The following is a 26,818-nucleotide window of genomic DNA, read 5'->3' as shown; positions in this document are numbered from 1 at the left end:
GCGAAGCAGCGCGCCGCCACTATCCACGGCTGGCCGGCAATGTCCACCGCGATGGCGGCCGCATGAACGCTTCCAGCGCCGACAGTCATATTGCCGCAGCGGAATCGTGCGAACCCTCCTTTCAAGCCCAGCAAAAGCCGCAAATTGGGCGATTTGCTCGATCGCCAAGGTGGTTGGCGCGCGTCAGGTAGCGTTCCGGAAGCGAGACGCCGCGCGCCCAGCCCGCCGAAGGCGGGCATCCCGAATGTCTATTGGAGACGGCATGAACTTCCCGGTTGTCGCTGCAGTCAGCGACGTCGCTCCGCAACTGACCGTGGTCATCCCCACGTTCAACGAAGTGGACAATATCGATCCCCTGCTCGCGCGGCTGCGCGAGACTCTGGGCGCCCTGCGCTGGGAGGCGATCTTCGTCGACGACAACTCGCCGGACGGCACGGCGCGGGCGCTGCGCGATCGCGGCCGGCTGGATCCGCGCATCCGCTGCATCCGCCGCGTCGGCCGGCGCGGCCTCGCGGGCGCCTGCATCGAAGGCATGCTCGCCGCGCAGGGCCCGATCGTGGCCGTCATGGACGCCGACCTGCAGCATGACGATAGCCTGCTGCCGCGCATGTACGACGCGATGACCGAGGGCGCCGACGTCGTGGTGGCGACGCGCTACGCGGAAGGCGGCGCGGCCGCGAGCTTCACGGCGACGCGCAGCATGCTCAGCCGCACCGCCACGGTCGCCACGCAAAAGCTGCTCGGCGTCACGTCGAGCGATCCGATGAGCGGCTTCTTCATGCTCCGGCGCGAGCTGATCGACGACCTCTCGCCGCGCCTGTCGAGCCAGGGCTTCAAGATCCTGCTCGACATCCTCGCGACGGCGCCGGCGGGCCTCAAGATCGTCGAGATCCCCTACGCGTTCGCCTCCCGCCAGAACGGCGAAAGCAAGCTCGACAACCGCGTCCTGCTCGATTTCCTCGGCCTGCTGGTCGCGAAGGTCACCCGCGACGTCGTGCCGATCCGCTTCGTCTCCTTCGCGGCGGTGGGAACGCTCGGTCTCGCCCTGCATCTCGCGGTGCTCCGCACCATACTGGTCAACGGAGCGCATTTCGCCACGGCCCAGTCGGTCGCGACCTTTGCCGCCATGACCTCGAACTTCCTGATCAACAACGTCCTGACCTATCGCGACCGCCGGCTGCGCGGTTGGCGGCTGCTGCCGGGACTGGCCAAGTTCTATGCGATCTGCGGCCTCGGCGCCGCGGCCAATATCGGCGTCGGCAGCTGGGTGTTCTGGGAGACGTCGCGATGGTGGGTCGCCGGCATCGCCGGCTCGCTGATCGGCGTGGTCTGGAACTACGCCGTCAGCACGGCGCTGGTCTGGAGGGACAAACCGTGAGCGCCGCCAGCGACGTCGGGACGGCGGGCCTGCCCGTCTTCCATCCCGGGCGCGCGACGCCCGACAGCCTTCGCCGGATGGCGATCCTGCTCATCGCCCTGATCCTGGTCGGGAGACTGGTTCTCGCGGCGACCGTGCCGCTCGTTCCGGACGAGGCCTATTACGCGCTCTGGGGCGCCAATCTCTCCGCCGGCTATCTCGATCATCCGCCGATGATCGCGGTCTTCATCCGGCTCGGCACCATGCTGGTCGGGCCGGGCGAGTTCGGCGTGCGGCTCGTCTGCGTGCTGGCGACGGTTCCCGCGAGCGTCTTCATCTGGCGGGCGGCCGACCTGCTGATCACCGACCGGCGCGCCGCTCCCCTCGCCGCCATCCTCTTCAATGTGACGCTGATCGGCTTCCTTGGCATGACGCTGGCGACGCCGGATGCGCCGCTGGTCCTGTTCGCCGCCGCGATGACCTATTTCGCCGCGCGCCTCACCGTCGACGACCGGCCGCGCTGGTGGGTGGCGATGGGCGTCGCGACCGGGCTGGCGATGGAAGCGAAATATTCCGGCGCGCTGTTCGCGGCCGGCTTCGCCGCCGCGGTTCTGGCCGTTCCCGTGCTCCGGCGCCAGCTGCTGCGGCCCTGGCCGTGGCTGGCGCTTCTGATCGCCATCCTGGTCTTCGCCCCCAACCTGATCTGGAACCTGGAGCATGGCTGGGCGACCTTCACCAAGCAGGGCGGCCGCGTCACGTCGAACTGGAGTTTCGCGCCGCACTACCTGGCGGAGCTGGTCGCGGCGCAGTTCGGGCTGGCGACGCCGCTCGTCTTCGGCTTCGGCCTCTGGGGGCTCACCAGGCCGGCGCGGTCGGTCTACCGGCCGGGCGGCGGCAGGGCGGTCCTCCTCTGGATGCTGCTCGCGCCCTGCGCCTATTTCGCGTTTCACGCACTGCGCAGCCGCGTCGAGGGCAATTGGCCGGCGTTCCTCTTCCCGGCCTTCTCGATCGCGGCCGCGGCCGGAATGATCGCCGCCATGGCCTCGTCGCGGCCTGCTATCCGGCGCCTGACGGGCTTCGCCATCCCGGTCGCGCTGGTCCTCATCGCGCTCGTCGGAATCCACGCGGCGCTCCTGCCGATCCGCGCCCTCGGCCCCCGCGATCCCATCATCCGGATGACCCGCGGCTGGCCGGATTTCGCCCGGGATGCCGACGCGCTCCGGCAGTCGATCGGCGCCAACTACATCCTGACCGACAATTACCAGCTGAACGCCAAGCTGGCGCGTGAGATGCCCGCCGTCCCGATCGCGCAGTTCAACGAGCGGCAGCGCTATGTTTCGTTCGCTGTCCCGTCCGAGGCCAGCCTCTCGGGCGTCGGCCTGGTCCTGTCGGTGAACCCGGATGCGGCCGCTGTCCGCGAGCATTTCGGAACCGCCGAGCCACTCGGCGAGGTCACGCGCCGCTTCGACGGCATCGACATCGTGCCCTCCTACGCGTTCCGGATCGAGGCGCCGGCAGGTGCCGAGAACCCGCCCTGAGGGGGCCGGGGCATAGCAAGCCCTCCCTTCTAGCGAAGGCCGAAATACCCTTGCTACACCTCTCCATGAGGGAGAGGTCGACGGCCGCAGGCCGGCGGGTGAGGGTTTACGGCCTCGAGTGTTAGGCTCCGGCAGTGGGTGCTGCTGAGGGTTCCCTAAACCCTCACCCGGAGCTTCGCTCCGACCTCTCCCTCAGGGAGAGGTAAGGGGCAACGCGGCTCGAGCGGGAAATCGGACTCGCGTGTTGAACTACGGGCCAGACACTGAGCGTCCGGGCCATAAGGGTCGGATCTAGATAGAATCCGGCCTTCTTTCTTGAACCTCCCCCTTGAGGGGAGGTCGAAAACGCCCTTCGCGTTTTCGGGAGGGGGTAATTCGCGGAACTTGCAGCAACACGGACGAAGAACCCCTCCCCAAGACCGCCTGGTGGCGGTCTTGACCCTCCCTCAAGGGGAGGGTTCAAGGTGAGGCTCCTAGGCCCCTACCCGCCGAACAGCCGGTCGATGAAGTTCCGGCGATGCGGCCGCGCCTGGTAGACGCCGTCCTGACTCGCCTGGCCGCCCTGGCCGACGCTCGCCGGCGGGACGGGCGCGCCGCGCTCGACGCCATAGGACGGGTCGCCCTCGCGATAGATGCGGGCGCCGGGCGGCGGCGCCTGATAGTCGCTGCCGCGCCAATCATCAGGGCTCTCGGGATCGTCGGCATAGCCGCCATACTGGCCGCCATTGTCGGCCCGGCCGGCGGGCTGCTGCTGGTACTGCGGATCCCGGCCCTGGGCGCGGCCATCCGGCTGCTGCTGGTAGGGCGGCTGGCCGGACGGCGCATAGTGCGGCTGGCCGCCGCCGCCGACGACCTGGCCATTTTCGTCGACGAGCCCGCCCTGCATCTCCGACTGGCCGTCGAACTCGGTCGGCGGCTCCTGGAAGCTGGCGGGATCGCGATAGCTGTAGTTGCCCGGCAGCGCCGCGACCGTGACGCCCTTGTGCGCCTCGGTCATGAAGCGCTGCCAGATCTGCGCCGGCAGGCTGCCGCCGGTCATCCGCTTGGTCGGCTTGGAATCGTCATTGCCGAGCCAGACGCCGGTGGTCAGATTGGCGGTGTAGCCGACGAACCAGGCGTCCTTGGAATCGTTGGTGGTGCCCGTCTTGCCGGCGGCCTGCCAGCCGGCGATCGCCGCCTTGCGGCCGGTGCCGCGCTGCAGCGTGTCGGTCATCATGCTGTTCATCATGCCGACATAGAGCGGATCGATGACCTGGCTCGCCGCCGCGCCCGGCCGCTCGTACAGCGTCTTGCCGGAGAGGTCCTTCACCCGCGCGATCACGTGCGGCTTGGCGGCAAAGCCGCCATTGGCGAAGGGCACATAGGCGTCGGTCAGCTCCAGCAGGCTGACCTCGGAGGTGCCGAGCGCCAGCGACGGGTTGGGCTGCAGGGTCGAGGTGATGCCGAGCCGCTCGGCCGTCTTGATGACGCGATCGGGGCCGACCTCGTTGGCGAGCTGGACGGCGATCGTGTTGAGCGAGAGCGCCAGCGCCGTCTGCAGCGTCACCGGGCCCTTGTACATCTTCTCGTAGTTCTTTGGCTCCCAGTTGCCGATCCGCGTCGGTTCGTCATTGCGGATCGTCTCGGGCACCAGGCCGTATTCCAGCGCCGTCAGGTAGACGAAGGGCTTGAACGCCGAGCCGGGCTGGCGCTTCGCCGAGATGGCGCGGTTGAACTGGCTCGCCTGGTAGTCGCGCCCGCCGACGAGCGCCCGCACCGCGCCGGTGCCGTCGATCGCCACCAGCGCGCCCTGCGACACGCCGAACGACTTGCCGCTCTTGTCGAGCGCCTCGCTGAGCGCCTTGCCGGCCGTCGCCTCCAGATGCGGATCGATCGTCGTCTCGACGATGACGTCCTGCTCGAGCGCGCCGACGACATCCGGGACCTGGTCGGCGACCCAGTCGGCGACGTAGCGGCCCGCGCCGCCCTCGCCCTCGGACTGCGCCTTGACGGTGATCGAAGCGGCTTCCTTCTGCTGCGCGGCCGTGATGAAGCCGGACTCGCGCATGGCGCCGAGCACGACATTGGCGCGCGCATTGGCGGCATCGGGATCGCTGCTCGGAGCGAAACGCGACGGCGCCTTGAGCAGGCCGGCGAGGATCGCGGCCTCCTTCAGCGAGATGTCGCGCGCCGACTTGCCGAAATAGCGCCGCGACGCGGCATCGACGCCATAGGCGCCGGCGCCGAGATAGACGCGGTTCAGATAGGACTCCATGATCTGGGCCTTGGAGTATTTGCTCTCCAGCCACAGCGCCATGATCGCTTCCTGGATCTTGCGGTCCATGGTGCGTTCCGGCTTCAGGAACAGGTTCTTGGCCAGCTGCTGCGTCACCGTCGAGCCGCCCTGGACGACATCGCCGGAGCGGAAATTGACATAGGCCGCGCGCAGCAGGCCGAACGGATCGACGCCGAAATGGCTGTAGAAGCGCCGGTCCTCGATGGCGATGACCGCCTGGCTCAGATAGGGCGGCAGTTCGTCGATGCGGACGGATTCGCCGCCGGTGTCGCCGCGATTGGCGATCAGCGTGCCGTCATTGGCGAGGATCTTGATGTTGGGCGGCCGCTTCGGCACGGCCCAATTGGCCGTCGAGGGCAGCTGGGTGGCGAAATAGGCGATGGTGCCGCCGAGCGCCACCGTGCCCCAGAACATCAGGATCAGCGCCCATTTGATGCTGCCGCGAATGAAGCGGCCGAGGCCGGAGCCGCCGCCGGAACGCTTGCGGCCGCGCGCGCGCCCCTTCTTGCGGGACGGGGCACGGCGGCTGGATTTCGAGCGACGGGAATCGGCCATGGGGTCATCTTCATCGAGATCGATGAATTCCGCATCCTCAATGTCGGCGTCGAAAGTTTCCGGCTCGACCCCGCGTTTGCGCCGCTCACCGGCGCCCAGTTCCGGCTCGCGCCGCGTCCGCCCCTTGCGGTCGGCCGTGCCGTCGATCTCGGGTGCGCCGAGCTTCGGCGCGTCCGCGGCGCTCGCGCGCCGGCCACGGGCGGCCCGGGGCGTCTCGTCCGGGTCGTCCCAGCGCGGCTCGGCGCGACCGGTCTCTTCCCAGGCGGGCTCGTCGTCCCAGCCCGGCTCGTTCGCCTTCGCGGCGCGGCCAAAGGCGGGTTCGCTGCGCTCGTCGACGGTCCGATCGGCCTCGCTCGAACGCTCGCGGGCCCGCTCGGCGCGACCGCGACCAAACCGCGTCTCCGAACGGCCGCCGGCGGGACGATCGTCCTCGCCGAGCCGGATGTCGAACGCGCCCGGCTCCGCATCCTGCTGCGTGTCGAGCACCGGTTCGATCCGATCTCGCCCCGGAATCGGTCTCGCCATGCTTGTTTCGTCTTCCACAAAAAGGTCAAGAAAGCGCTAATCGCGCAGGATGTAGGGCCCCGAATGCCCGACGAATACGGCGATTTGAGGGGAATTGCCTCCCCCCGCCACCGATCCGAAGTGGAACAGGCAACCTCATCCACAACCGCGCGTTCTCCCTGTGACCCGCGTAACAGCGCCGGAGGCCCGAAGCTGCGACATTCCGCTGCGACAGGCGGTCGTTCGGAGACAACGGCAATGGCACAGGCAGCGAGACAGATTTCGGACAGCAGCGCGACGATCCGCGTCGCCGCCACGCTTGCCGCCGCCGTCACACTCGTCGCCCTCGTCGGCGCCAAGCTGCCGGTCGACGCCGCCGCAGCACTTGCCAGCCTGGCGCCGATCGCGCTGATGATATCCGCCTTCATGGCGGGGGCGCTCGCCGCCACCCGCGTCGCCGCGCTCCGGCGGCGGCCGGTGCTCGGCGCGGCGGCGCTGACCGCCCTCGCCCCGTTCGCGCCGATCCTGCCGGCGCCCGAGCACTGGGCGCTCTTCGCCGCCTTCGGCATTTTCGGACTGATGATCGCCGGCAGCCTCGGCGCTGTTATCGCCGCCTTCGCCCGCGAGCGGCTCGCGAGCCTCGGCGGCGCGACGGGCCTCGGCCTGATCGGCGCGATCGCCGTCGGCGCCGGCCTGGCGGCTGGGCCGACGATGCAGCTCGTGCTCGGCCTCACCGGCGTCGTCGCCTGCCTCGCGATCGCCAGCGTCGTCGCCACGGCGCCCGCCGCCGCCCGCTAGCGGCGAATTGGCAGGGGCATGATGATTGGCAGGGGTCTGGCAGGAGAACCGGCTGGGATCACGACGCGCGCTGTAGCCAAATCGGAAGCTCGCGGGCATAGTCCGCGCATGTCAGAAACGCTCGCTCCCGCCATCGTCTCGCGCCCCGTCCAGAAAGGCGACCACGTCTTCCTGGTGGACGGCTCGTCCTACATCTTCCGCGCCTACCACGCGCTGCCGCCCTTGACGCGCAAGTCGGACGGCCTGCCGGTCGGCGCCGTCGCCGGCTTCTGCAACATGCTGTGGCGGCTGCTCAAGGACGCGAACGAGACCGGCGTCAAGCCGACGCATCTCGCCGTCATCTTCGACCACTCCTCGACCACCTTCCGCAACGCGCTCTACGACCAGTACAAGGCGCAGCGGCCGGAGCCGCCGGAAGACCTGCGCCCGCAATTCGGCCTGATCCGGAAGGCGGTCGTCGCCTTCAACGTGCCGTCGATCGAGCAGGAAGGTTTTGAAGCCGACGATCTGATCGCGACCTATACCAAGCAGGCGGTCGCCGCCGGGGCCGATGTCACCATCGTCGCCTCCGACAAGGATCTGATGCAGCTGATCCAGCCCGGCGTGCTGATGCTCGACACGATGAAGGGCAAGACGATCGGTCGCGACGAGGTCATCGAGAAATTCGGCGTGCCGCCGGAGAAGGTCGTCGACGTGCAGGCGCTCGCGGGCGACTCGGTCGACAACGTTCCCGGCGTGCCCGGCATCGGCATCAAGACGGCGGCGCAGCTGATCGAGACCTATGGCGATCTCGAAACGCTGCTCGCCCGCGCCGAGGAAATCAAGCAACCGAAGCGGCGCGAGGCGCTGATCGCCAATGCGGAGCTGGCGCGCATCTCGATGCGGCTGGTCACGCTCGATTGCGACGTGCCGGTCAACGAGCCGATCGACCGGCTCGGCGTCCGCCCCGTCGTCGGCGAGCAGCTGATCTCGTTCCTGAAGGCGATGGAGTTCACGACGCTGACCGGCCGCGTCGCCGCCGCGACCGGCGTCGAATCCGGCGCCGTCGAGGCGAATGACGCGCTGACCGCCAAGGGCCGCGAAACGGCTCCCGCAGCAATCGGCCCCGATGGCGCGCCGCAGCCGGCGATCGAGGATATCGGCGGGCTGACGCCGGCGAGCCTCGCCGCCGCCCGCGCTAGCGCCGTCAAAGCGATCCCGTTCTCGCATTCCGGCTACGAGACGATCACGACGGAAGACAGGCTCTGGGCCTGGGTGGCGCGCGCCACCGAGCTCGGCGTCGTCGCCGTCGACACCGAGACCACCTCGCTCGATCCGATGCAGGCCGAGCTGGTCGGCGTCTCGCTCGCCATCGCGCCGAACGAGGCCTGCTACATCCCGCTCTCGCATCGCGGCGAGGGCGACGGCCTGTTCACGGAAGGTCTCATCGAAGGCCAACTCGACATCCGCACGGCGCTCGCCATCCTGAAGCCGCTGCTCGAGGACCGCGCCGTGCTCAAGGTGGCGCAGAACCTCAAATATGACTGGCTGATGCTCGCCCGCTACGGCATCGACACGGCGCCGTTCGACGACACCATGCTGATTTCCTACGTGCTCGACGCCGGGCGCGGCACGCATGGCATGGACCCGCTGTCGGAGAAATGGCTCGGCCACAAGCCGATCTCGTTCGACGACGTCACCGGCAAGGGCAAGGCGCGCATCACCTTCGACCGCGTGCCGATCGAGCGCGCCAGCGAATATGCCGCCGAGGACGCCGACGTCACGCTGCGACTCTGGCAGGTGCTGAAGCCGCGCCTCGCCGCCGAGGGCATGACCACCGTCTACGAGACGCTGGAGCGGCCGATGGTGCCGGTGCTGGCCTCGATGGAGCGGCGCGGCATCTCGATCGACCGCGCCATCCTCTCGCGCCTCTCCGGCGAGTTCGCCCAGAAGGCGGGCGCGCTGGAGGCGGAGATCCAGGAACTGGCCGGCCAGCCGTTCAATGTCGGCTCGCCGAAGCAGCTCGGCGACATCCTGTTCGGCGTCATGGGGTTGCCGGGCGGCACCAAGACGGCGACCGGCGCCTGGGCGACCGGCGCCAGCATCCTGGAGGACCTCGCCGAGCAGGGCCACGCGCTGCCGCAGAAGATTCTGGACTGGCGCCAGCTCTCCAAGCTGCGCTCGACCTATACCGACGCGCTGCCGACCTATCTGCATCCCGAGACCAAGCGCGTCCACACCTCCTACGCGCTTGCCGCGACGACGACGGGCCGCCTGTCCTCGTCCGAGCCGAATTTGCAGAACATCCCGGTCCGCACCGAGGCGGGGCGCAAGATCCGCGCCGCCTTCATCGCCGATCCCGGCCACAAGCTGGTCTCGGCCGACTATTCGCAGATCGAGCTGCGGCTGCTCGCCGAAATCGCCGACATCCCGCAGCTGAAGCACGCCTTCGCCGAGGGCATCGACATTCACGCGCTGACGGCGTCCGAAATGTTCGGCGTGCCGGTCGAGGGCATGCCCTCGGAAGTGCGCCGCCGCGCCAAGGCGATCAATTTCGGCATCATCTACGGCATCTCGGCCTTCGGCCTCGCCAACCAGCTGTCGATCGCCCGCGAGGAAGCCGGCGCCTACATCAAGCGCTATTTCGAGCGCTTCCCGGGCATCCGCGACTACATGGAGGAGACGAAGCGGATCTGCCGCGATTTGGGCTATGTGACGACCCTGTTCGGCCGCCGCTGCCACTATCCGGAGATCGCGTCGAGGAACGCTTCGATCCGCGCCTTCAACGAGCGCGCCGCCATCAATGCCCGCCTGCAGGGCACGGCGGCCGACATCATCCGCCGCGCCATGATCCGCGTCGAGCCGGCGCTGGAGGCGGCGGGCCTCAACGCCCGCATGCTCTTGCAGGTGCATGACGAACTGATCTTCGAGGTGCCGGAAGCCGAGGTCGAACCGACGCTGGCGCTCGTCACCCGCGTGATGGAGAACGCACCGTCGCCGGCCGTCTCGCTCAGCGTGCCGCTCAACGTCGACGCCCGCGCCGCCGACAACTGGGACGAGGCGCACTGAAGGGGGGAACGGTCGTTCCCTGTTTCCGACCGGAAGGCGCCGCAAGGGGAAGCTCAAAAAGTCCCCTCCCCCTTGTGGGGAGGGTTAGGGAGGGGGTACCGGCTCCGTCCCTCCGAGATCCGCACTCGAGTTCAAATTCCCCGCCCCGAGGTCGCACCCCCACCCCGCCCTCCCCACAAGGGGGAGGGAGAAGGAACCCGGAAGGCACTGCTTCACCTCTCCCAGAGGAGGCCTTGCAGAACACCGAAGTTGCCATGCTGCTCACGACCTAAGGGCCGTGCACCGTCGCCCCGGCGGAGGCCGGGGCCCATAAACATCGAGCAGAAAAGCCTGGTTCAGCCTATCGGCCACAGGCCTGTGCGTCTGGATCCCGGCCTTCGCCGGGATGACGGCGGGGGTGGCAAGATCCGATCAGCACAATGAAGGCGATGTTGCGCAAAGACCTCCCTCAGGGCGAGGTAAGGACCGAGCCTGGACCTCGTAGGAAAGCCGAAGCCCCCTACCGCCGCGCGGTTTCCTCGGCGCGGCCGCGGCCGAATTTCTGGCGCTTGAAGGTGACGTCGACCGAGCCGACCTTCATGCCGAGCGTCGAGATCACGCCATTGTTGGTGATGGTGTTGCGACCCGTGCGGCGGATCGTGTCCTCGAAATGCAGCTGCAGCTTGCCGCCATCCCGGCCGCGCGTGATCAGGTCGTAGGACATGCGGATGCGGTCGTCCTCGACGCGGACGGCGGCCTCGCCGACGACGTCCTGCCGCGTGCCGACATAGGTGTCCGGGCCGGTGCGGCGGAAGCGCCAGGTGCGGCGGTCGAGCGAGCCATTGTCGAAGCGGAAGACCTGGTCGAGGATGAAATCCTCGCCGCTGCGACGCCCGTTGGTGGTGACGACGAAACCGCGGTCGACGCCGGCGAGGCGGCTCTTGAACCGGCCGACGCCGGTCGCTTGGCCGCGAAACGCCTCTTCCAGCGTCTGCCCGGCGGCGATCGTCGGTCCGCCCGCGCCACAGGCGAGAAGCAGGACCAGGCCGGCAAGACGAAGCGCGATCTTCATGGGTGAGGCCCCCGGCATGCGCCAGATGTCATGCCGGGCAGTCTAGAGCCATTCATCGTTTCGTGGAAACGAGGAAAGGCTCTCGCTATTTGTCGGGTCGCGTTTTCTTCACGCGAACCGGTATCCGCTTCGCTCAAAAACGCTCTGGCCTGAGATTTCCGGTGCGTCAGCCCGTCGCGACGTTGGCGGCGGCGCAGCTTTCCGTCAGCACGGCATAGAGGGCCGCCTGGTCGCCGGAAGCACGCAGCTTGTTGGCGAGGCCCGGCTCGCGCAGCAGGCGGGCGATGCGGGCGAGCGCCTTCAGGTGATCGGCGCCGGCATTCTCCGGCGCGAGCAGCAGGAAGATCAGGTCGACGGGCTGGTCGTCGAGCGATTCGAAGTCGATCGGCTTGGGCAGGCGCGCGAACACGCCGTGGATGCGGGTCAGCGCCGCCAGCTTGCCGTGCGGGATGGCGATGCCGTTGCCGACACCGGTCGAGCCCAGCCGCTCACGCTGCAGCAGCGTGTCAAAGATCTGCCGTTCGTCGAGACCGGTCAGTTTCGCGGCCTTTTCGGCCAGTTCCTGAAGAACCTGCTTCTTGCCATTGGCTTTCAGGGCCGGGACGATGCCGTCCGGGCTGATCAGATCACTGAGGTCCATGACTTGGTTCAAAATGCCTCGTTCAAACCTTTGGTCCGAGACCCGTCGTTCGGCGCGCTCCCCGAGCGCGCCGAAGCTTCTTTCCGAGTTTACGCGGAATTAACTACCGACGGAATCCCCTTTGCCGGCCTGCGCCGGGTCGATCCACCCAATATTGCCGTCGCGACGGCGATAGACGACGTTAACGCCGCCATGGCCGGCGTGCCGAAACACGACGACCTGTGATTCTGCGAGATCCATGGCCATCACCGCGCCGGAGACGGACATCATCCGGAGCGCCTTGGTTTCCTCGGCGATCACCATGGGCTTGTAGTCCTCTGCCAGTTCCTCGTCCTCGTCGGGCGTCGCCGCGAGGACCGTGTAATTGGCATCGAATTCGGCCGCGCCATTGCGCTGCTCGTTGTAATGATGGTCCTTCAACTTGCGCTTGTAGCGCCGCAACTGCTTCTCGATCCGATCCGCCGCCTGCTCGAAGGTCGGGTAAATCTCGTGGCCGCGTCCCTCGGCGTGGAGATCGGCCCCACTGTCGAGATGCAGCGCGCAATCGACGCGATAGCCGGTGCCATCGCGCTCGAGGACCACACGGCCCGAATACCCACCAACAAAGAACTTCCCGATCGCGTCGCCAACCCGGCCTTCCACATGCGTGCGGTAGGCGTCACTGATATCGATATTCTTACCGGAGATGCGCAGAGACATGGACTTCTCGTACCCCTTGGTCGTCGTTGCGATCCGAGGCTCGCCCACCGCCTAGACGTCGAGCAAGCCCCGTCGGGCACGTCGCGTTCCGGCTCTCCCAAAGGCCTACCAGACTTGAACCGGGCTTCTCCGGCTCAGAGGCCCCGGCCGCCATTGGCGCCGCGCCCTTCTAGTGACAGCGTGCCGGGAAGTCAAGAAAGGCGCCCGGCAGACACCATCATGTCTTGGACTTGGTCATCCGTCGAGCCCAAGGCAAGGGTAGATGCCTAAACTTTAAGACACGAGAAGCGCTTGCTTTTCCCGCCGTCTTTGCACCGAAGACGGAATCCGCAACGCTTCGCGGTACTTCGCGACAGTCCGTCGCGCAATGTCGATGCCGCCGTCGCGCAGGATCTTGACCAGCGCGTCGTCGGAAAGAACCTCGTCTGCCGCTTCCGCGTCGATCAGCGCCTTGATGCGATGGCGGACGGCCTCGGCCGAATGCGCCTCGCCGCCCTCGGAGGAAGCGATCGAGGCGGTGAAGAAATATTTGAGTTCGAACACGCCGCGCGGCGTCGCCATGTATTTGTTCGAGGTGACGCGCGACACCGTCGATTCATGCATCTCGATCGCCTCGGCGACCGTCTTCAGGTTGAGGGGGCGGAGATGCGCCACGCCGTGCGCGAGGAAGCCGTCCTGCTGGCGCACGATCTCGCTCGCCACCTTGAGGATCGTCCGCGCCCGCTGGTCGAGGCTCTTCACCAGCCAGTTCGCCGTCTGCAGGCATTCGCTGAGATAGGCGCGGTCCTCGCCCTTGGCCTGGCGCGCGACGTTGGCGTAGTAGCGCTGATTGACCAGCACGCGCGGCAGCGTCTCGGTGTTGAGCTCGATCCGCCAGCTGCCGTCCGGCGCGGCGCGGACCACGACGTCCGGCACCACCGGCTGGATCGGCGCCGAGCCGAAGGCGCTGCCGGGCTTCGGATCGAGGGCGCGCAGTTCGCGCAGCATCTCGGCCAGATCCTCGTCATCGACGCCGCAGATCCGCTTCAGCATGGCGAAATCGCGCCGCGCGACGAGATCGAGATGCCGCACGAGGGTCGCCATCGCCGGATCGAAGCGGTTCAAATCGCGCAGCTGGATCGCCAGGCATTCGGCAAGATCGCGGCCACAGACGCCGGAGGGCTCGAAGGTCTGCAGGATGGCAAGCACGGCCGAGACCTCGGCCACGGGCGCGCCGAGGCGCTGCGCGATCGCCTCGACGCTGCCGCGCATATAGCCGGCCTCGTCGACCTCGTCGATCAGCGCCTGGCCGATCAGCCGCCGCGTCGGATCGGTAACGGCGAGGCCGAGCTGGTCGCCAAGCAGACCGGCGAGCGATTTCTGCTCGGCGACGAAGGCTTCGAGATTGTAGTCGTCGGCGCTGACCGAGTGGCGCTCCGACGGCATCGACCAGGGGTCGACGGGCGGCGGCGGCGCCGCTTCGCCGGAAGCGGCGCCGTGGTCGTCGGGAAAGACATTGGCGAGATCGGTATCGAGGCGGGCGGCGATGGCGTCCGGCGAGACCTCCAGCCGCGTCTCCAGCCAGTCCGGGCGCTCGTCGGCGACGTCGCGCGCCACGGCGCGGTCCTCGACCGCGTCGGCGTCGCTCGCCGACGGCAGGGCGATGCTGGCGGCGCTGTCCCGGTCGTCGCGCTCGAGCATGGGATTGCGCTCGAGCTCGGCATCGACATAGGCGACGAGGTCGAGATTGGAGAGCTGCAGCAGCTTGATGGCTTGCATCAGCTGCGGCGTCATCACCAGCGACTGGCTCTGCCTCAGCAGGAGTTTCTGTGAAAGAGCCATTGTTCGGCGGCGGATCCCGGTGCGGCGCGGCAAGCCTTGCTACAAGAGGATCTTGGTACAAGACTTGCTTGGTTCACCCACTTGGTATCGCAAGCCGCTCCGGCATCAAAGCGTAAACTGCTCGCCGAGATAGAGCCGTCGCACGTCCGGGCTGGCGACGATGTCCTCCGGCCGCCCTTCCATCAACACTTCGCCGGCATGGATGATGTAGGCGCGGTCGATCAGGCCGAGCGTCTCGCGGACGTTGTGGTCGGTGATCAGCACACCGATGCCGCGCTGGGTCAGGTGGCGCACCAGCGTCTGGATGTCGCCGACGGCGATCGGATCGATGCCGGCGAAGGGCTCGTCGAGCAGCATGAAGGCCGGGCGGCTCGCCAGCGCCCGGGCAATCTCGCAGCGCCGCCGCTCGCCGCCGGAGAGCGCGATGGCGGGCGATTTGCGCAGATGGCTGATGTGGAACTCCGCCAGCAGCGAATCGAGCTCCTCGTCGCGCTTGTGGCGATCCGGCTCGACCACCTCCAGCACGGCGCGGATGTTCTGCTCGACGGTCATGCCGCGGAAGATCGAGGTCTCCTGCGGCAAATAGCCGATGCCGAGCCGGGCGCGCCGGTACATCGGCATCTGGGTGACGTCGTTGCCGTCCAGCTCGATGCGGCCGTGATCGGCGGCGACCAGGCCGGTGATCATGTAGAAGATCGTCGTCTTGCCGGCGCCGTTCGGGCCGAGAAGGCCGACCGCCTCGCCGCGCGATACCGCGAGGCTGGCCGAATGGACGACGCGGCGGCGGCGATAGCTCTTGCCGAGGCCATGCGCGACGAGCCAGCCGGGCCCGCCGGCGTCCTGCGCGTAGCGGGTCACCTGCGGCTCGATTTCACGAGGCGCACCAGCGGCTGCCGTCGACCCGTTATTGAAAAGGCGCGAAAAAATCACCGGCGCTCCGTGCGATGGTCCGGCGCGCGGCCGTCCCTGTCCTCAGGCAGATCCCGGACGGGATCCATTCCAACCCGCTCAGGGCGCCTTGCCGGGCGCGCCCGGCGTCGAGCCCGGCGTGAAGATGCCGCGGATGCGGGCACCCGGCGTCTGGTCGACGCGGGCGCGGCCGGTCGTCATGTCCCAGGTCAGCTTGTTGCCGGTGATGACGTTCGGGCCCTGGCTGAGGACGACATTGCCGGAGAGCGTCACCAGCTTGCCGACCATGTCGACGACGGCGGTGTCGCCGGTCGCGGTCTGCTGGCCGGAATTCACATAGACCTTGCCGCTCGCCTCGATGCGGGTGAAGCTTCCGGCGCCGGGCAGCGTGCCTTCCAGCGCCGACGGCTCTTCCTTCGCCGCCGCGGCCTTGGTGTCCGCAGCCTTGGCATTGCCAGCCTTGGCGTCCGCAGGCTTGGCATCGGCAGCCTTGGCGTCCGTAGCCTTGGCATCCGCCGCATCGGCGCCGGCGGCCGGCTTCGAGGCGGTCGAGAAGATCGAGATCTTGCCTGCCTTCAGCACGCTGTCGCCGCGCGTCACGGTGACGTTGCCGGTGAAGGTCGAAATCCGCTGGCCGTCCTTCTCGACGACGTCGAGCGAATCCGCCTCGACGTTGACGGGGCCCTTCTGGCCGGTCTGGAAGCCCTTGAACAGGTCGCCGGAAGACTGCGCCCGCGCCTCGACGGCGCCGAAGGCCATCGGCAGGAATGCGAGCGCGAGGAGAAGGCGGCGGTGGGACAATCTTGTCATTCGATCACCGAAGGTGCGGCGGGCTGCGGGGAAGGCGATTCGGCAGGGGCGGTATACGTCACCTTGACCCCGTTTCGGAACATAACACGCTTGCCGCGATCCTGTACCTCGACGCTGTTCGCCAGGATGCGGCTGCCCTGGGCGCTGAAATCGATCGGCTTGTCGGAGCGCATCGTCCCCGCCTTCATGTCGATGTCGGCCGATTGCAGCGTCCCGTCGATGCCGGTCGAGGTCTTGAGCTTGATCGCCTTGTCGAGGAAGAGGCGCTGCGTGTCGGCATAATAGGTGCCGGTCGTGGCGTCGACCTTGGCGGTATCGTCATTGCCGATGCCGATGGTGGCGCCGATCTTCTGCAGCGTGACGACCTTGGTGTTCTCGAGCGACTGCTCGGCCCGGTCGGCCTTCAGCTCGTAGGCGCGGCCATTGTTGGTGTAGCCCGAGACATGCGGGCTCTCCATCACCACGGCGTTGTTGGTGACGTCGATCGAGCCGAATGACACGCCTTCCGGCAGGCTCGGCACGAAATAGGTGAACAGGAAGAAGCCGCCGGCGACCAGGACGCTCACGGTCGGCAGCGCGATCTTCAGGATGCGGACGAAGATGCTGTGGCGCCGGGCCGCGCGATACCGTGCGTCGACGCCGTCGCGGACGTCCACGAACTGTCCGGGCCCGGGGGCTGACCAGGTGGGGTCAGTCGTCGCTCTCATGCCATCTCCGCTCTGATGCCTTTTGCCGCCGCTCGATCGCAGGCGATACCAATTCCGTCACAGGCGATACCAATATGGATATTTGGCGACGCAAACCAAGGCGGGCGGCAAATCGGCCGCAGTCACTCAGGAATGCGCGAAGATATCTTCTTCTGGCCAACCCGCAAGATCGAGCGCCGCGCGGGTCGGCAGGAAGCGGAAGCAGGCCTCGGCCAGTTCGGTCCGCTTCTCGCGCGCCAGCCGCTCGTCGAGCTTCGCCTTCAGCGCATGCAGATAGAGCACGTCGGAGGCGGCATAGGCGAGCTGCGCGTCGGAGAGCTTCTCCGCCGCCCAGTCGGAACTCTGCTGCTGCTTCGAGAGGTCGACGTCGAGCAGTTCCTTGACCAGGTCCTTGAGGCCGTGCCGGTCGGTATAGGTGCGGGTCAGGCGCGAGGCGATCTTGGTGCAGTAGACCGGGGCGACCTCGATGCCGAAGGTGTTGCCGAGCACGGCGACGTCGAAGCGGGCGAAATGGAAGATCTTGGTGACGGCCGGGTCTGTCAGAAGCTTGACGAGGTTCGGCGCCTCCTTCTGGCCCGGCGCGATCTGGACGACGTCGGCCGAGCCGTCGCCGGCGGAAAGCTGCACGACGCAGAGACGGTCGCGATGCGGGTTGAGCCCGAGCGTCTCGGTATCGATCGCAACGGATGCGCCGTAGCGGGCGAGATCGGGCAGGTCGCCGCGATGCAGGCGGATCGTCATGACAGAAAATTTCCCCAGATGCCGGAAGCGTTTGCGTTTTCCTAACGAAGCATATCGACTTCTGCAATGACGCAGGTCACAGCCGACGGGCCGCATGTCATGGCCCGGGCGGACGGAGGAATATGACAATGAGCTATCTCGCAGGCGAACCGGCGGCGGAAAAGGTCCGCTGGGGCATCCTGAGCACGGCCCGCATCGCGCGCCAGCGCGTCGTGCCGGCGATGCTGAAGAGCGCGTCGACGGAGATCGTCGCGGTCGCATCGCGCTCACTGGAGAATGCCCGCAATTTCGCCTCCGCCTTCGACATCCCGCGCGCCTATGGCTCGTACCAGGAACTGATCGACGATCCCGAGATCGACGCCATCTACAATGCGCTGCCGAACCATCTGCATGTCGAGACGACGCTCGCGGCGGCGGAAAAGGGCAAGCACGTGCTCTGCGAGAAGCCGATCGGCCTCGATCTCGCCGACGCGCTGCGCCTGAAGGCGGCGCCACAGGGCGTGCTGATCGGCGAGGCCTTCATGATCCGCCACCACCCGCAATGGCAGGCGGTCGCTGACATCGTCGCCTCCGGCCGGATCGGCCCGGTCAAGGCGGTGCAGACCTTCTTCTCGTTCCTGAACGTCGATCCCGCCAACATCCGCAACCGGCCCGAGACCGGCGGCGGCGCCATGCTCGACATCGGCTGCTACGCCATCGCCTCGGCGCGGCTGATCTTCGGCGCCGAGCCCGTCCGCGTGCAGGCGCTGATCGACCGCGATCCGGTCATGGGCACCGACCGCTCCGCCGCCATCCTCGCCGATTTCGGCGGCGGAAGGCAGTTCAGCGCCCAGCTCTCGACCCAGGCCTTCCGCTTCCAGCGCGTCGGCATCGTCGGCACCGAGGGCCGCATCGAGCTGGATACGCCGTTCTCGGCGCCGACCGACGAGACGTCGCGGATCCTCCTCGACGTGCACGGCCCCGGCCAGCCGGTCGAGAAGATCACCTTCCCGCCGGTCGACCAGTACGCCCTGCAGGCCGAGGCGTTCTCGCGCGCGGTGCGGGGGACGGGTCCCTGGCGCTACGGCCTCGACGACGCGCTCGCCAACATGGCGGTGCTCGACGCGCTGTTCCGTTCGGAGCGCTCGGGAAACTGGGAGAAACCCTGAGCTTTGCCGCTTCGGGCCGACGGATTGTCGCTGCCCTTCCCCCGTTCTTGAAGCCGGCTCCAGGGACAACCATATTGGGGTCGCGGGAATTCTCCCGTCGGATGCCTCCTCGAGGGTCCGCTGACAAGGTCGCTTAGTGAAAGGACTTTGTGGATGTCGCGCGTTTCCGCGTTCTCCAGTCCGCTGCTTCTCGGATTCGACGAGATCGAACGAGCTCTCGATCGGGTCGCGAAGGCATCGGGCGACGGGTATCCGCCCTACAATATCGAGCGGATCAACAAGACCGACATGCGCGATGAGTGCCTGCGGATCACGCTGGCCGTTGCCGGGTTCTCCCGCGACGCGCTCGAGGTGACCGTGGAAGAGAACCAACTCGTCATTCGCGGTCGCCAGACTGACGAGCGCGAGCGGATCTACCTTCACCGCGGCATCGCGGCACGACAGTTCCAGAAGACCTTCGTGCTGGCCGACGGGATCGAGATCATCTCGGCGGAGTTGAAAGATGGACTGCTTGCGATCGACCTGGCCCGGCCCACGCCGGAACGGATTGTCCGCAAGATCGAGATCGGCGTTCGCGACTGAGGTCGCCGGTCCTCTCGCTCGAATTGAGGAGATCAATCATGACTAACCGTATCACCATGTCTCCTGAGAATTTCGCCGGCCTCGGCAATGGCCAGATCGCCTATGTGAAGGCGATCCAGTCGGAGAACATCCGCGAACTCTTCCCCGATGCGCCCGAAATCGCGCCGGGACAGAAGTTCTGGGCTTTGCTTGACGCGCGCGGCACGCCGCTCATGATTTCCGACAGTCGCGAGGCGATCGTCATGAACGCGCACGAAAACGATCTCGAGACGGTCAGCCTGCAATAGGCTCCTGCCACGCCGCGCCCCCATCGCGGTGTCCCTGAAGTGAACTGCCCCTGATCGCTGGTTTGGGCATCGGATATTCCCCCTTTCGCGGGCGGAATCCGGTGCCTTCGCCGTTTTTAATCCGGTGCCTTCGCCGTTTTTTGGGGGTGTCACGGTGCGCTGGGTCGCCAGAACCATGCTCCCGAACCGCATTCCCAACCCCGACCATCATCCTGAGGTGCCCGGCAAAGCCGGGCCTCGAAGGAGGGTCCAGGGAACGCCTATAGGGGTGGCGGATCCCTCCGAAGTCCCCGACTACATCCGCAGACCAGGGTGCCCCGCTGGATCCTCCTTCGAGGCTTCGCTGACGCGAAGCACCTCAGGATGATGGCGGAGCCGATCGAAGGCTGACCCCCTATATTCGGCGCCGCCACCGACGCGGACAAAGAAAAGCCGCCCGGACTCGCATCCGGGCGGCTTTTTATTTCAAAGGCAGAGACCTTACGAGCGCAGCACGCCCGCCGTCGCCTTGCCGACCTGGGCGACGATCTTGGCCGAGACGGCCTCGATCTCCTCGTCGGTCAGCGTCTTCTGCGTCGGCCGCAGCGTCACCTCGATGGCGACAGACTTCTTGTCGGTGCCGAGCGAGGCGCCCTCGAACACGTCGAACACCGAAACGGCGGAGATCAGCGCCTTGTCGGCGCCCTGCGCCGCCTTGACCAGCTTCGCCGCCTCGACCTTGCGATCGACGACGAAGGCGAAGTCGCGCGTCACCGGCTGGTAGGGCACCAGCTCCAGCGGCGATTTCGTCTTGGTCGGGCGGGCGCGCGGCGCCGGAATGGCGTCGAGCAGGATCTCGAAGCCGACCAGCGGGCCGTCGACGTCGAGCGCCTCCAGCACGGAGGGGTGCAGCTCGCCGAACCAGCCGATGACGTTCTGGGGCCCAAGCTGGATCGTGCCCGAGCGGCCCGGATGGAACCAGGCCGGCGCGCCGGCGACGATCTGGAACTTGTCCACTGGCGCGCCGAGCGCATCTAGGAGAGCCAGCGCATCGGCCTTGGCGTCAAAGACGGAGACCGCCGGCGCCTTGCCCTGCCAGTGCCGGCCGGCACCGTTCACCGTCGCCGTGGCGCGGCGGATGCCGGTCGCGGATGTCAGCTGGTCGGCCGGCTTGATGCCGCGGAAGATCTGCCCGACCTCGAACAGAGCGAGATCGGCGACGCCGCGGTCGGCATTGCGCTGCGAGGCGAGCAGCAGGCCGGGCAGCAGGCTCGGCCGCATATCCGACATGTCGGTCGAGATCGGATTGGCGAGCGCCAGCTCCGGCTTGCCGCCGCCGAATGCTTCCGCCACCGGCTTCGCGACGAACGACCACGTCACCGCCTCGACGAGGCCGCGCGCGGCGAGCGCCCGCTTGGCGCGGCGCGTGCGGGTCTGCGCCAGCGTCAGCACCGGCTTTGAGACGTTTTCCGACTTCGGCAGCGGCGTCGAGGGCACGCGGTCGACGCCGAGGATGCGCATGACTTCCTCGACCAGGTCGGCCTTGCCGTCGACATCCGGCCGCCAGGACGGCACGCCGACGGTCAGCACCGGCGCGTCGCCGGAAACCGTGAAGCCGAGCGCCGTCAGCACGCGGCGGATCTCTTCCTCGCTCGGATCGATGCCGGCCAGGCGCTTCACTTCCGAAATCGGGAAGGCGAGCACGAGATGCGGCTCCGGCGCCGCGCCGGTGACGACGATTTCGCTCGCCTCGCCGCCGCAGAGCTCCTGCACCAGGCGGGTGGCGAGCTCGAGGCCGGGCAGCATGAAGGCCGGATCGACGCCGCGCTCGAAGCGGTAGCGCGCATCCGAATGGATGCCGAGCTTGCGGCCGGTCTGGGCGATGTTGAGCGGCTCCCACAGCGCCGATTCGATCAGCACGTCGACCGTGCCCTCGTCGCAGCCGGAGGCCTCGCCGCCCATGATGCCGCCGAGCGACTCAAGGCCGTTGTCGTCGGCGATGACGCAGATCGACGGATCGACGGCATAGGTCTTGCCGTCGAGCGCAAGCAGGCTCTCGCCTTCCCGGCCCCGGCGCACGATCAGGTCGCCCTTGACCTTGGCGGCGTCGAAGACGTGCAGCGGCCGGCCGCGATCAAAGGTGAGGTAGTTGGTGATGTCGACCAGCGCGTTGATCGGACGCAGCCCGATGGCGCGCAGCTGGCGCTGCATCCATTCCGGCGACGGGCCGTTCTTGACGCCGCGCACCAGGCGGAGCGCGAAGGCGGGGGTGAGCGGCGGCGTGTCGCCGAACTCGAAGTGGACTGCGACCGGCGACGGGAATTTGCCTTCGACCGGAGCGACCGAACGGTCCTTCAGCTGGCCGAGGCCAGCCGCCGCCAGATCGCGGGCGACGCCGTGGATGCCGAGGCAATCCGGGCGGTTCGGCGTGATGGCGATGTCGATGACGGGATCGCCGAGGCCGGCCCATTCGGCATAGCCGACGCCGACCGGCGCATCGGCCGGCAGCTCGAGGATGCCGTCATGGTCCTCGGACAGCTCCAGCTCGGCGGCCGAGCACAGCATGCCGTGGCTCTCGACGCCGCGGATGGTGCCGACGGTGAGCGTAATGTCCTTGCCGGGGATATAGGTGCCGGCCGGCGAGAAGACGCTCTTCATGCCCGTGCGGGCGTTCGGCGCGCCGCAGACGACCTGCACAGGCTCGCCCGAGCCGGTATCGACCATGCAGACGCGCAGGCGATCGGCGTTCGGATGCTGAACCGCCGAGACGACATAGGCGATGGTGAAGGGCGCGAGCGCCTTGGCCTTGTCCTCGACGCTCTCGACCTCGAGGCCGACGCGGGTCAGCGCATCGGTGATCTCGTCGAGCGAGGCGGTGGTCTCAAGATGCTCCTTGAGCCAGGAAAGCGTGAATTTCATGGGTCTTTCCTTTACGAGCTCAGGCCGCCGACGAGCGTCGGGAGATCCAGCGGACGGAAGCCGTAATGGTTCAGCCAGCGCTGATCGGCGTCGAAGAAGGCGCGCAGGTCCGGCATGCCGTATTTCAGCATGGCGATGCGATCGATGCCCATGCCGAAGGCGAAGCCCTGGTAGACGTCGGGATCGAGGCCGGCGAAGCGGATGACGTTCGGATGGACCATGCCGCAGCCGAGGATCTCGAGCCAGTCGTCGCCCTCGCCGAAGCGCACCTCGTTGCCGACCCGCTTGCAGCGGATGTCGACTTCCATCGACGGTTCGGTGAAGGGGAAGAAGGACGGACGCATGCGCATCTCGACCTTGTCGACCTCGAAGAAGGCGCGGCAGAACTCTTCCAAGAGCCACTTCAGATGGCCGATATGGCTCGACGTGTCGATCACCAGGCCCTCGACCTGGTGGAACATCGGCGTATGGGTCTGGTCGCTGTCGTTGCGATAGGTGCGGCCGGGCGCGATGATGCGGATCGGCGGCTTCTGGGCCTGCATGGTGCGCATCTGCACCGGCGAGGTGTGCGTCCTCAGCAGCAGCCGCTCGCCCTTCTCGTCCGGATTGAAGAAGAAGGTGTCGTGCATCTCGCGGGCCGGATGGCCGACGGGGAAGTTCAGCGCGGTGAAATTATAGTGGTCGGTCTCGATATCAGGCCCTTCGGCGACGGCGAAGCCGAGATCGCCGAAGATCGCCGAGATCTCATCGATCACCTGCGAGATCGGATGGATGCGGCCCTGTTCGAGCGGGCTTGCGCGCAGCGGCAGCGTGACGTCGACCGCTTCCGACGCGAGGCGCGCGGCGAGGCCGGCTTCCTTGAGGCTGGCGCGGCGGGCGAGAAGCGCCTCGGAGACGCGATCGCGAAGGCCGTTCAGCGCCGGTCCCATGACCTTGCGCTCGTCCGGCGTCATCGCGCCGAGGCCCTTCAGCAGTTCGGAGACGGAGCCCTTCTTGCCGAGGGCGGCGACGCGGACCGTCTCGATCGCGGCTTCGTCGGAAGCGCCGTCGATGGCCGCGCGGATGTCGCGTTCGAGAAGTTCGAGATCGGACATGTCATTCCTCATGGGCGCCGGTGAGGCGCCGGATCATCATCAGTTCGATCCGAAGAGGAATGCTCGCCGGATCACGCCAAACGCCGCGGCCGCGAAAAGCGGCGGCGGCGCGATTGCGTTCCGGCCCCGGAAAGTCCGGCGGGAGGCCGCCCGAAGGCGGCCATCCCCACTCAGGCGGCCTGCTGCTGCAGAGCGCCCTGAGCCTGATCGACCAGCGCCTTGAAGGCTGCCGGCTGGCTGATTGCCAGTTCGGCCAGCACCTTGCGGTCGACTTCGATCCCGGCCTTTGCGAGGCCATCGATAAAGCGGCTGTAGGTGAGGTTCTCGGCAACTTCGCGGACGGCCGCGTTGATGCGCTGGATCCAGAGAGCGCGGAAGTTGCGCTTCTTGGCCTTGCGGTCACGGAAGGCGTACTGGGCGGCCTTGTCGACCGCTGCCTTTGCCGTACGGATGGTGTTCTTGCGACGGCCGTAGAAGCCCTTGGCGCGCTTCAGGACCTTCTTGTGCTTGGCGTGTGAGGTTACGCCCCGCTTAACTCGCGACATGATTCAAACTCCAGGTAAGGGGGACGGTTCAGCCGTTCAGGAACTGCTTGACGATCTTCGCATCCGCATCCGAAAGCACGGTGGTGCCGCGTGCATTACGGACAAACTTGGCGGTGCGCTTGATCATGCCATGGCGCTTGCCTGCCTGGCCTGCCTTGACGCGTCCGGTACCGGTGAGCTTGAAGCGCTTCTTGGCGCCGCTCTTGGTCTTCAACTTGGGCATTTTGCTCATCCTTAATCGTGCTGCCGGGATGCGATCCATGGCGCGCCGGTCCGGAGACAGGCGGTTCGGTGGTCGCTTCGGCATGGAAGCATTCGTGAGCCGACGCGGCATGCCCTGAGAAAATCGTCAACGGATTGACGTTCCTCGCGCCGGGCGGCTCGGAAACGGCGGATCTATAGCGGGAGCGGAGGAAGGTGGCAAGATCCCAGATGACGGGATCGCGGATGCCGTATTCCAGAGGACGCCATCCCGATGGCGGGATCCACAGGATCCAGATGGCATGGGCGGGCCGATGTTTCCGGTCCGCCTGCCTGCAGCGTTCGAACGCTGGTGGGCCGGCCGCCTCAGCGGGGGGCCAGCACCATGATCATCTGGCGGCCTTCGAGCTTCGGCTCCGCCTCGACCTTGGAAATTTCGGCGGTCTCGTCGCGCACCCGCTCGAGCAGCTTCATGCCGAGATGCTGGTGAGCCATCTCGCGGCCGCGGAAGCGGAGCGTCAGCTTGACCTTGTCGCCCTCTTCGAAGAAGCGCTTGATCGCCTTCATCTTGACCTCGTAGTCGTGGTCATCGATGGCGGGGCGCATCTTGATCTCTTTGACCTCGACGACCTTCTGGTTCTTGCGAGCCTCGTTGGCCTTCTTCTGGGTCTGGTACTTGAAGCGGCCGAAATCGAGGATCTTGCAGACCGGCGGCTGGGAATTCGGCGCAATCTCGACGAGGTCGAGGCCGGCTTCCTGCGCGGCGGCAAGCGCCTCCTGGATCGAGATGACGCCGATGTTCTGGCCGTCCTCTCCGATCAACTGGACTTCACGGACACCACGGATCTCGCGGTTGATACGCGGCCCATCCTTGGTGGGCTCCTGCGCTTTGAACGGACGGCGAATGGGGGCAGTCTCCTCTAACGTTTCAGATTCTAGCCAGCGGCTTGACTAAATGGGTACGAACCACGTCTCTGGCTAGGCCAGGACGGAGAAATCCATCCGGGCGGAGCAAGGCGTGGCACGCGCGGGTCAATCGCTCCCCGGCAGAATGGGGAAACTCGGCCAAGCCCGCACGAAAGTCAACCGAAAGCCGCCATTCCGACCCGGCCACGGCCGGATCGACGCCTGATTCGAGCGCCCCGAGAGGAAGTGATGCCTTCAGAACACAGAACCATCGTCGTCGGCGCCGGCCCGGATGCCCGCGAGATCGCGATTCTCACGCGCCCCGGCGAGGCCGCCGCTGCGCGACCCGGCATCGTCTTCCTCGGCGGCTTCATGTCGGACATGCGCGGCTCGAAAGCCGAAGCGCTGGACGAATGGGCCGCCGCGACAGGCCGCGCGCTGACGCGGTTCGACTATTCCGGCCATGGCGTCTCCGGCGGCGATTTCGCCGACGGCACCATCACCCGCTGGCTGGAAGAGGCCCGCGCCGTGCTCGAGGCCGAGACCAGCGGCCCGCAGATCCTCGTCGGCTCGTCGATGGGCGGCTGGATCGCGCTGCTGCTGGCGCTTGAGCTGAACCGGACCGCGCCCGGCCGCGTCGCCGGCCTGGTGCTGCTGGCGCCCGCCGTCGACATGACGCGCGACCTGATCCTCGCCCGGATGACGCCGGCCGAGCGGGCCGAGATGGAGACCACCGGCGCGCTCCGCCAACCGAGCGCCTATTCCGACCAGCCCTATCTGATCACCAAGAAGCTGATCGACGACGGCGAGGCGCATCTTCTCGGCCACCGGCCGGTTGCGCTCGGCGCGCCGGTCCATATCATCCAGGGCGTGCTCGACGACGAAGTGCCGTACCAGGTCGCGATCGACCTTGTCGCGCAGCTCGCGCAGGACGATGTGGTTCTGACATTGATCAAGGATGCCGGCCACAGATTGTCGCGGCCGGAGGATCTCAGGAAGCTGATCGCCGCCGTCGAGCAGGTCGCCTGACGGGGCGATTTCCAGCGGGTGCGCCGGGTATTCCCCCCCGGCAGCCCTCGGCACGGAAGGAGCGAGGCATGGCCACGCGCGGTTTCTTCGGCAAGCGCCCCACCGACGAGGTCGGCGAGCGGCTGCCGCCCGGGCAATATCTGACCGACGATTTCCCGGTCCTCTCGGCCGGGCCGACGCCCCGCGTCGCGCTCGACGGCTGGCGCCTCACCGTCAAGGACGGCGTGCGGCCGGTCGCCAGCTGGAGCTGGGAAGCGTTCAACCAGCTGCCGAAGACCAAGCTGACCCGCGACATCCACTGCGTGACGAAATGGTCGAAGTTCAACACCGCCTGGTCCGGCGTGACCATCGACGACATCCTGGCCGAGGCCGGCGTCGCCGCGCCGAGCGAATTCACCCTCGCCCATTCCTATGACGGCTATTCGACCAACGTGCCGACGGATGACCTGATCAACGGCAAGGCGATGATCGCGACCCATTTCGAGGGCCAGCCGATCAGCCCCGACCATGGCGGGCCGGCGCGGCTCCTGGTGCCGCATCTCTATTTCTGGAAATCGGCCAAATGGGTGAACGGCCTGCAGTTCACCAGCCGCGACGAGGCGGGCTTCTGGGAGCTCCGGGGCTACCACATGCGCGGCGATCCGTGGCGCGAACAGCGCTTCACCGGCGATTGAG

23 protein-coding genes are annotated in these 26,818 nt (G+C 67.3%); 9 read left to right on the top strand and 14 right to left on the bottom strand.

Annotated features, from left to right (window positions below; genetic code table 11):
- Positions 1-262: 262 nt before the first annotated feature.
- Together AC6HZP_RS01060 and AC6HZP_RS01055 are read left to right on the top strand one after the other, a co-directional pair.
- A complete protein-coding gene (locus AC6HZP_RS01060; protein WP_201401679.1) occupies positions 263-1,378 on the top strand; it encodes a glycosyltransferase family 2 protein in 1,116 nt (371 codons plus the stop codon).
- On the top strand, positions 1,375-2,895 hold the full coding sequence (locus tag AC6HZP_RS01055) for a glycosyltransferase family 39 protein (RefSeq protein ID WP_497525042.1): 1,521 nt from the start codon (positions 1,375-1,377) through the stop codon (positions 2,893-2,895). Before AC6HZP_RS01060 ends, AC6HZP_RS01055 begins: the two co-directional genes overlap by 4 nt.
- Before the next feature lie 481 nt (positions 2,896-3,376).
- Here the strand turns inward: AC6HZP_RS01055 and AC6HZP_RS01050 are convergent, their stop codons facing one another.
- Positions 3,377-6,250 (bottom strand): transglycosylase domain-containing protein, encoded by a 2,874-nt coding sequence (locus AC6HZP_RS01050; protein WP_497525041.1) that lies wholly within the window; start codon positions 6,248-6,250, stop codon positions 3,377-3,379.
- Between the two features lie 237 nt (positions 6,251-6,487).
- Between AC6HZP_RS01050 and AC6HZP_RS01045 the strand changes: the two genes are divergently transcribed.
- Both AC6HZP_RS01045 and polA read left to right on the top strand, forming a co-directional pair.
- Positions 6,488-7,027, top strand: coding sequence for a hypothetical protein (locus tag AC6HZP_RS01045; RefSeq protein WP_497525040.1), 540 nt, complete (start codon positions 6,488-6,490; stop codon positions 7,025-7,027).
- A 108-nt stretch (positions 7,028-7,135) separates the two neighbouring features.
- Positions 7,136-10,075 carry a DNA polymerase I gene (gene polA, locus AC6HZP_RS01040; protein ID WP_497525039.1) on the top strand — a complete coding sequence of 980 codons (2,940 nt, stop codon included), beginning with the start codon at positions 7,136-7,138 and terminating at the stop codon, positions 10,073-10,075.
- A gap of 499 nt (positions 10,076-10,574) precedes the next feature.
- Here the strand turns inward: polA and AC6HZP_RS01035 are convergent, their stop codons facing one another.
- The 8 genes from AC6HZP_RS01035 to AC6HZP_RS01000 form a co-directional block, all read right to left on the bottom strand.
- Positions 10,575-11,126, bottom strand: coding sequence for a DUF3833 family protein (locus tag AC6HZP_RS01035; protein WP_201401676.1), 552 nt, complete (start codon positions 11,124-11,126; stop codon positions 10,575-10,577).
- Between the two features lie 166 nt (positions 11,127-11,292).
- Positions 11,293-11,766 carry a PTS IIA-like nitrogen regulatory protein PtsN gene (gene ptsN, locus AC6HZP_RS01030; RefSeq protein ID WP_201401675.1) on the bottom strand — a complete coding sequence of 158 codons (474 nt, stop codon included), beginning with the start codon at positions 11,764-11,766 and terminating at the stop codon, positions 11,293-11,295.
- Positions 11,767-11,865: 99 nt separating this feature from the next.
- Positions 11,866-12,465 carry a ribosome hibernation-promoting factor, HPF/YfiA family gene (gene hpf / locus AC6HZP_RS01025; RefSeq protein WP_497525038.1) on the bottom strand — a complete coding sequence of 200 codons (600 nt, stop codon included), beginning with the start codon at positions 12,463-12,465 and terminating at the stop codon, positions 11,866-11,868.
- Positions 12,466-12,738: 273 nt separating this feature from the next.
- Positions 12,739-14,286, bottom strand: coding sequence for an RNA polymerase factor sigma-54 (gene rpoN, locus AC6HZP_RS01020; protein WP_497525037.1), 1,548 nt, complete (start codon positions 14,284-14,286; stop codon positions 12,739-12,741).
- A 105-nt stretch (positions 14,287-14,391) separates the two neighbouring features.
- The gene (gene lptB / locus AC6HZP_RS01015; protein ID WP_371813054.1) at positions 14,392-15,156 is read right to left on the bottom strand and encodes an LPS export ABC transporter ATP-binding protein; all 765 of its coding nucleotides are present in this window, start codon (positions 15,154-15,156) and stop codon (positions 14,392-14,394) included.
- Positions 15,157-15,294: 138 nt separating this feature from the next.
- Positions 15,295-16,005, bottom strand: coding sequence for an LptA/OstA family protein (locus tag AC6HZP_RS01010; protein WP_497525036.1), 711 nt, complete (start codon positions 16,003-16,005; stop codon positions 15,295-15,297).
- The gene (gene lptC / locus AC6HZP_RS01005) at positions 16,002-16,661 is read right to left on the bottom strand and encodes an LPS export ABC transporter periplasmic protein LptC (RefSeq protein ID WP_497525035.1); all 660 of its coding nucleotides are present in this window, start codon (positions 16,659-16,661) and stop codon (positions 16,002-16,004) included. Before lptC ends, AC6HZP_RS01010 begins: the two co-directional genes overlap by 4 nt.
- A gap of 177 nt (positions 16,662-16,838) precedes the next feature.
- Positions 16,839-17,453 carry a ribonuclease D gene (locus AC6HZP_RS01000; RefSeq protein ID WP_201401669.1) on the bottom strand — a complete coding sequence of 205 codons (615 nt, stop codon included), beginning with the start codon at positions 17,451-17,453 and terminating at the stop codon, positions 16,839-16,841.
- Positions 17,454-17,581: 128 nt separating this feature from the next.
- Here AC6HZP_RS01000 and AC6HZP_RS00995 point away from each other — a divergent pair, with 128 nt between their 5' ends.
- From AC6HZP_RS00995 to AC6HZP_RS00985, 3 genes are all read left to right on the top strand, one after another.
- Positions 17,582-18,601 carry a Gfo/Idh/MocA family protein gene (locus AC6HZP_RS00995; protein ID WP_497525034.1) on the top strand — a complete coding sequence of 340 codons (1,020 nt, stop codon included), beginning with the start codon at positions 17,582-17,584 and terminating at the stop codon, positions 18,599-18,601.
- A gap of 153 nt (positions 18,602-18,754) precedes the next feature.
- The gene (locus tag AC6HZP_RS00990) at positions 18,755-19,183 is read left to right on the top strand and encodes an Hsp20 family protein (protein WP_201401667.1); all 429 of its coding nucleotides are present in this window, start codon (positions 18,755-18,757) and stop codon (positions 19,181-19,183) included.
- Between the two features lie 38 nt (positions 19,184-19,221).
- Complete coding sequence (locus AC6HZP_RS00985) at positions 19,222-19,470, top strand: BQ00720 family protein (protein WP_244669694.1); 249 nt, start codon at positions 19,222-19,224, stop codon at positions 19,468-19,470.
- Between the two features lie 480 nt (positions 19,471-19,950).
- On the opposite strand, the gene pheT is transcribed toward AC6HZP_RS00985, so the two are convergent.
- From pheT to infC, 5 genes are all read right to left on the bottom strand, one after another.
- Entirely contained in the window at positions 19,951-22,368 is a 2,418-nt protein-coding gene (gene pheT / locus AC6HZP_RS00980) for a phenylalanine--tRNA ligase subunit beta (protein WP_497525033.1), read from the bottom strand.
- 11 nt (positions 22,369-22,379) lie between these two features.
- A complete protein-coding gene (pheS, locus tag AC6HZP_RS00975; protein WP_201401665.1) occupies positions 22,380-23,462 on the bottom strand; it encodes a phenylalanine--tRNA ligase subunit alpha in 1,083 nt (360 codons plus the stop codon).
- A 170-nt stretch (positions 23,463-23,632) separates the two neighbouring features.
- Positions 23,633-24,007 carry a 50S ribosomal protein L20 gene (gene rplT, locus AC6HZP_RS00970; RefSeq protein WP_201401664.1) on the bottom strand — a complete coding sequence of 125 codons (375 nt, stop codon included), beginning with the start codon at positions 24,005-24,007 and terminating at the stop codon, positions 23,633-23,635.
- A 28-nt stretch (positions 24,008-24,035) separates the two neighbouring features.
- Positions 24,036-24,230 (bottom strand): 50S ribosomal protein L35, encoded by a 195-nt coding sequence (gene rpmI / locus AC6HZP_RS00965; protein ID WP_201401663.1) that lies wholly within the window; start codon positions 24,228-24,230, stop codon positions 24,036-24,038.
- A 344-nt stretch (positions 24,231-24,574) separates the two neighbouring features.
- Entirely contained in the window at positions 24,575-25,114 is a 540-nt protein-coding gene (gene infC / locus AC6HZP_RS00960; RefSeq protein ID WP_201404621.1) for a translation initiation factor IF-3, read from the bottom strand.
- A 249-nt stretch (positions 25,115-25,363) separates the two neighbouring features.
- On the opposite strand from infC, the gene AC6HZP_RS00955 reads away from it, so the two are divergent.
- Both AC6HZP_RS00955 and AC6HZP_RS00950 read left to right on the top strand, forming a co-directional pair.
- Positions 25,364-26,143 carry an alpha/beta hydrolase gene (locus AC6HZP_RS00955; protein WP_497525032.1) on the top strand — a complete coding sequence of 260 codons (780 nt, stop codon included), beginning with the start codon at positions 25,364-25,366 and terminating at the stop codon, positions 26,141-26,143.
- A gap of 68 nt (positions 26,144-26,211) precedes the next feature.
- The gene (locus AC6HZP_RS00950) at positions 26,212-26,817 is read left to right on the top strand and encodes a sulfite oxidase-like oxidoreductase (RefSeq protein WP_497525031.1); all 606 of its coding nucleotides are present in this window, start codon (positions 26,212-26,214) and stop codon (positions 26,815-26,817) included.
- The last annotated feature ends 1 nt before the right edge of the window (position 26,818 follow it).

The sequence above is a fragment of the Kaistia sp. SLG-1 genome, from assembly GCF_059699055.1.
Note: the sequence above shows the minus strand (reverse complement) of the source record. Positions and strands in the feature narration are given on the sequence as shown.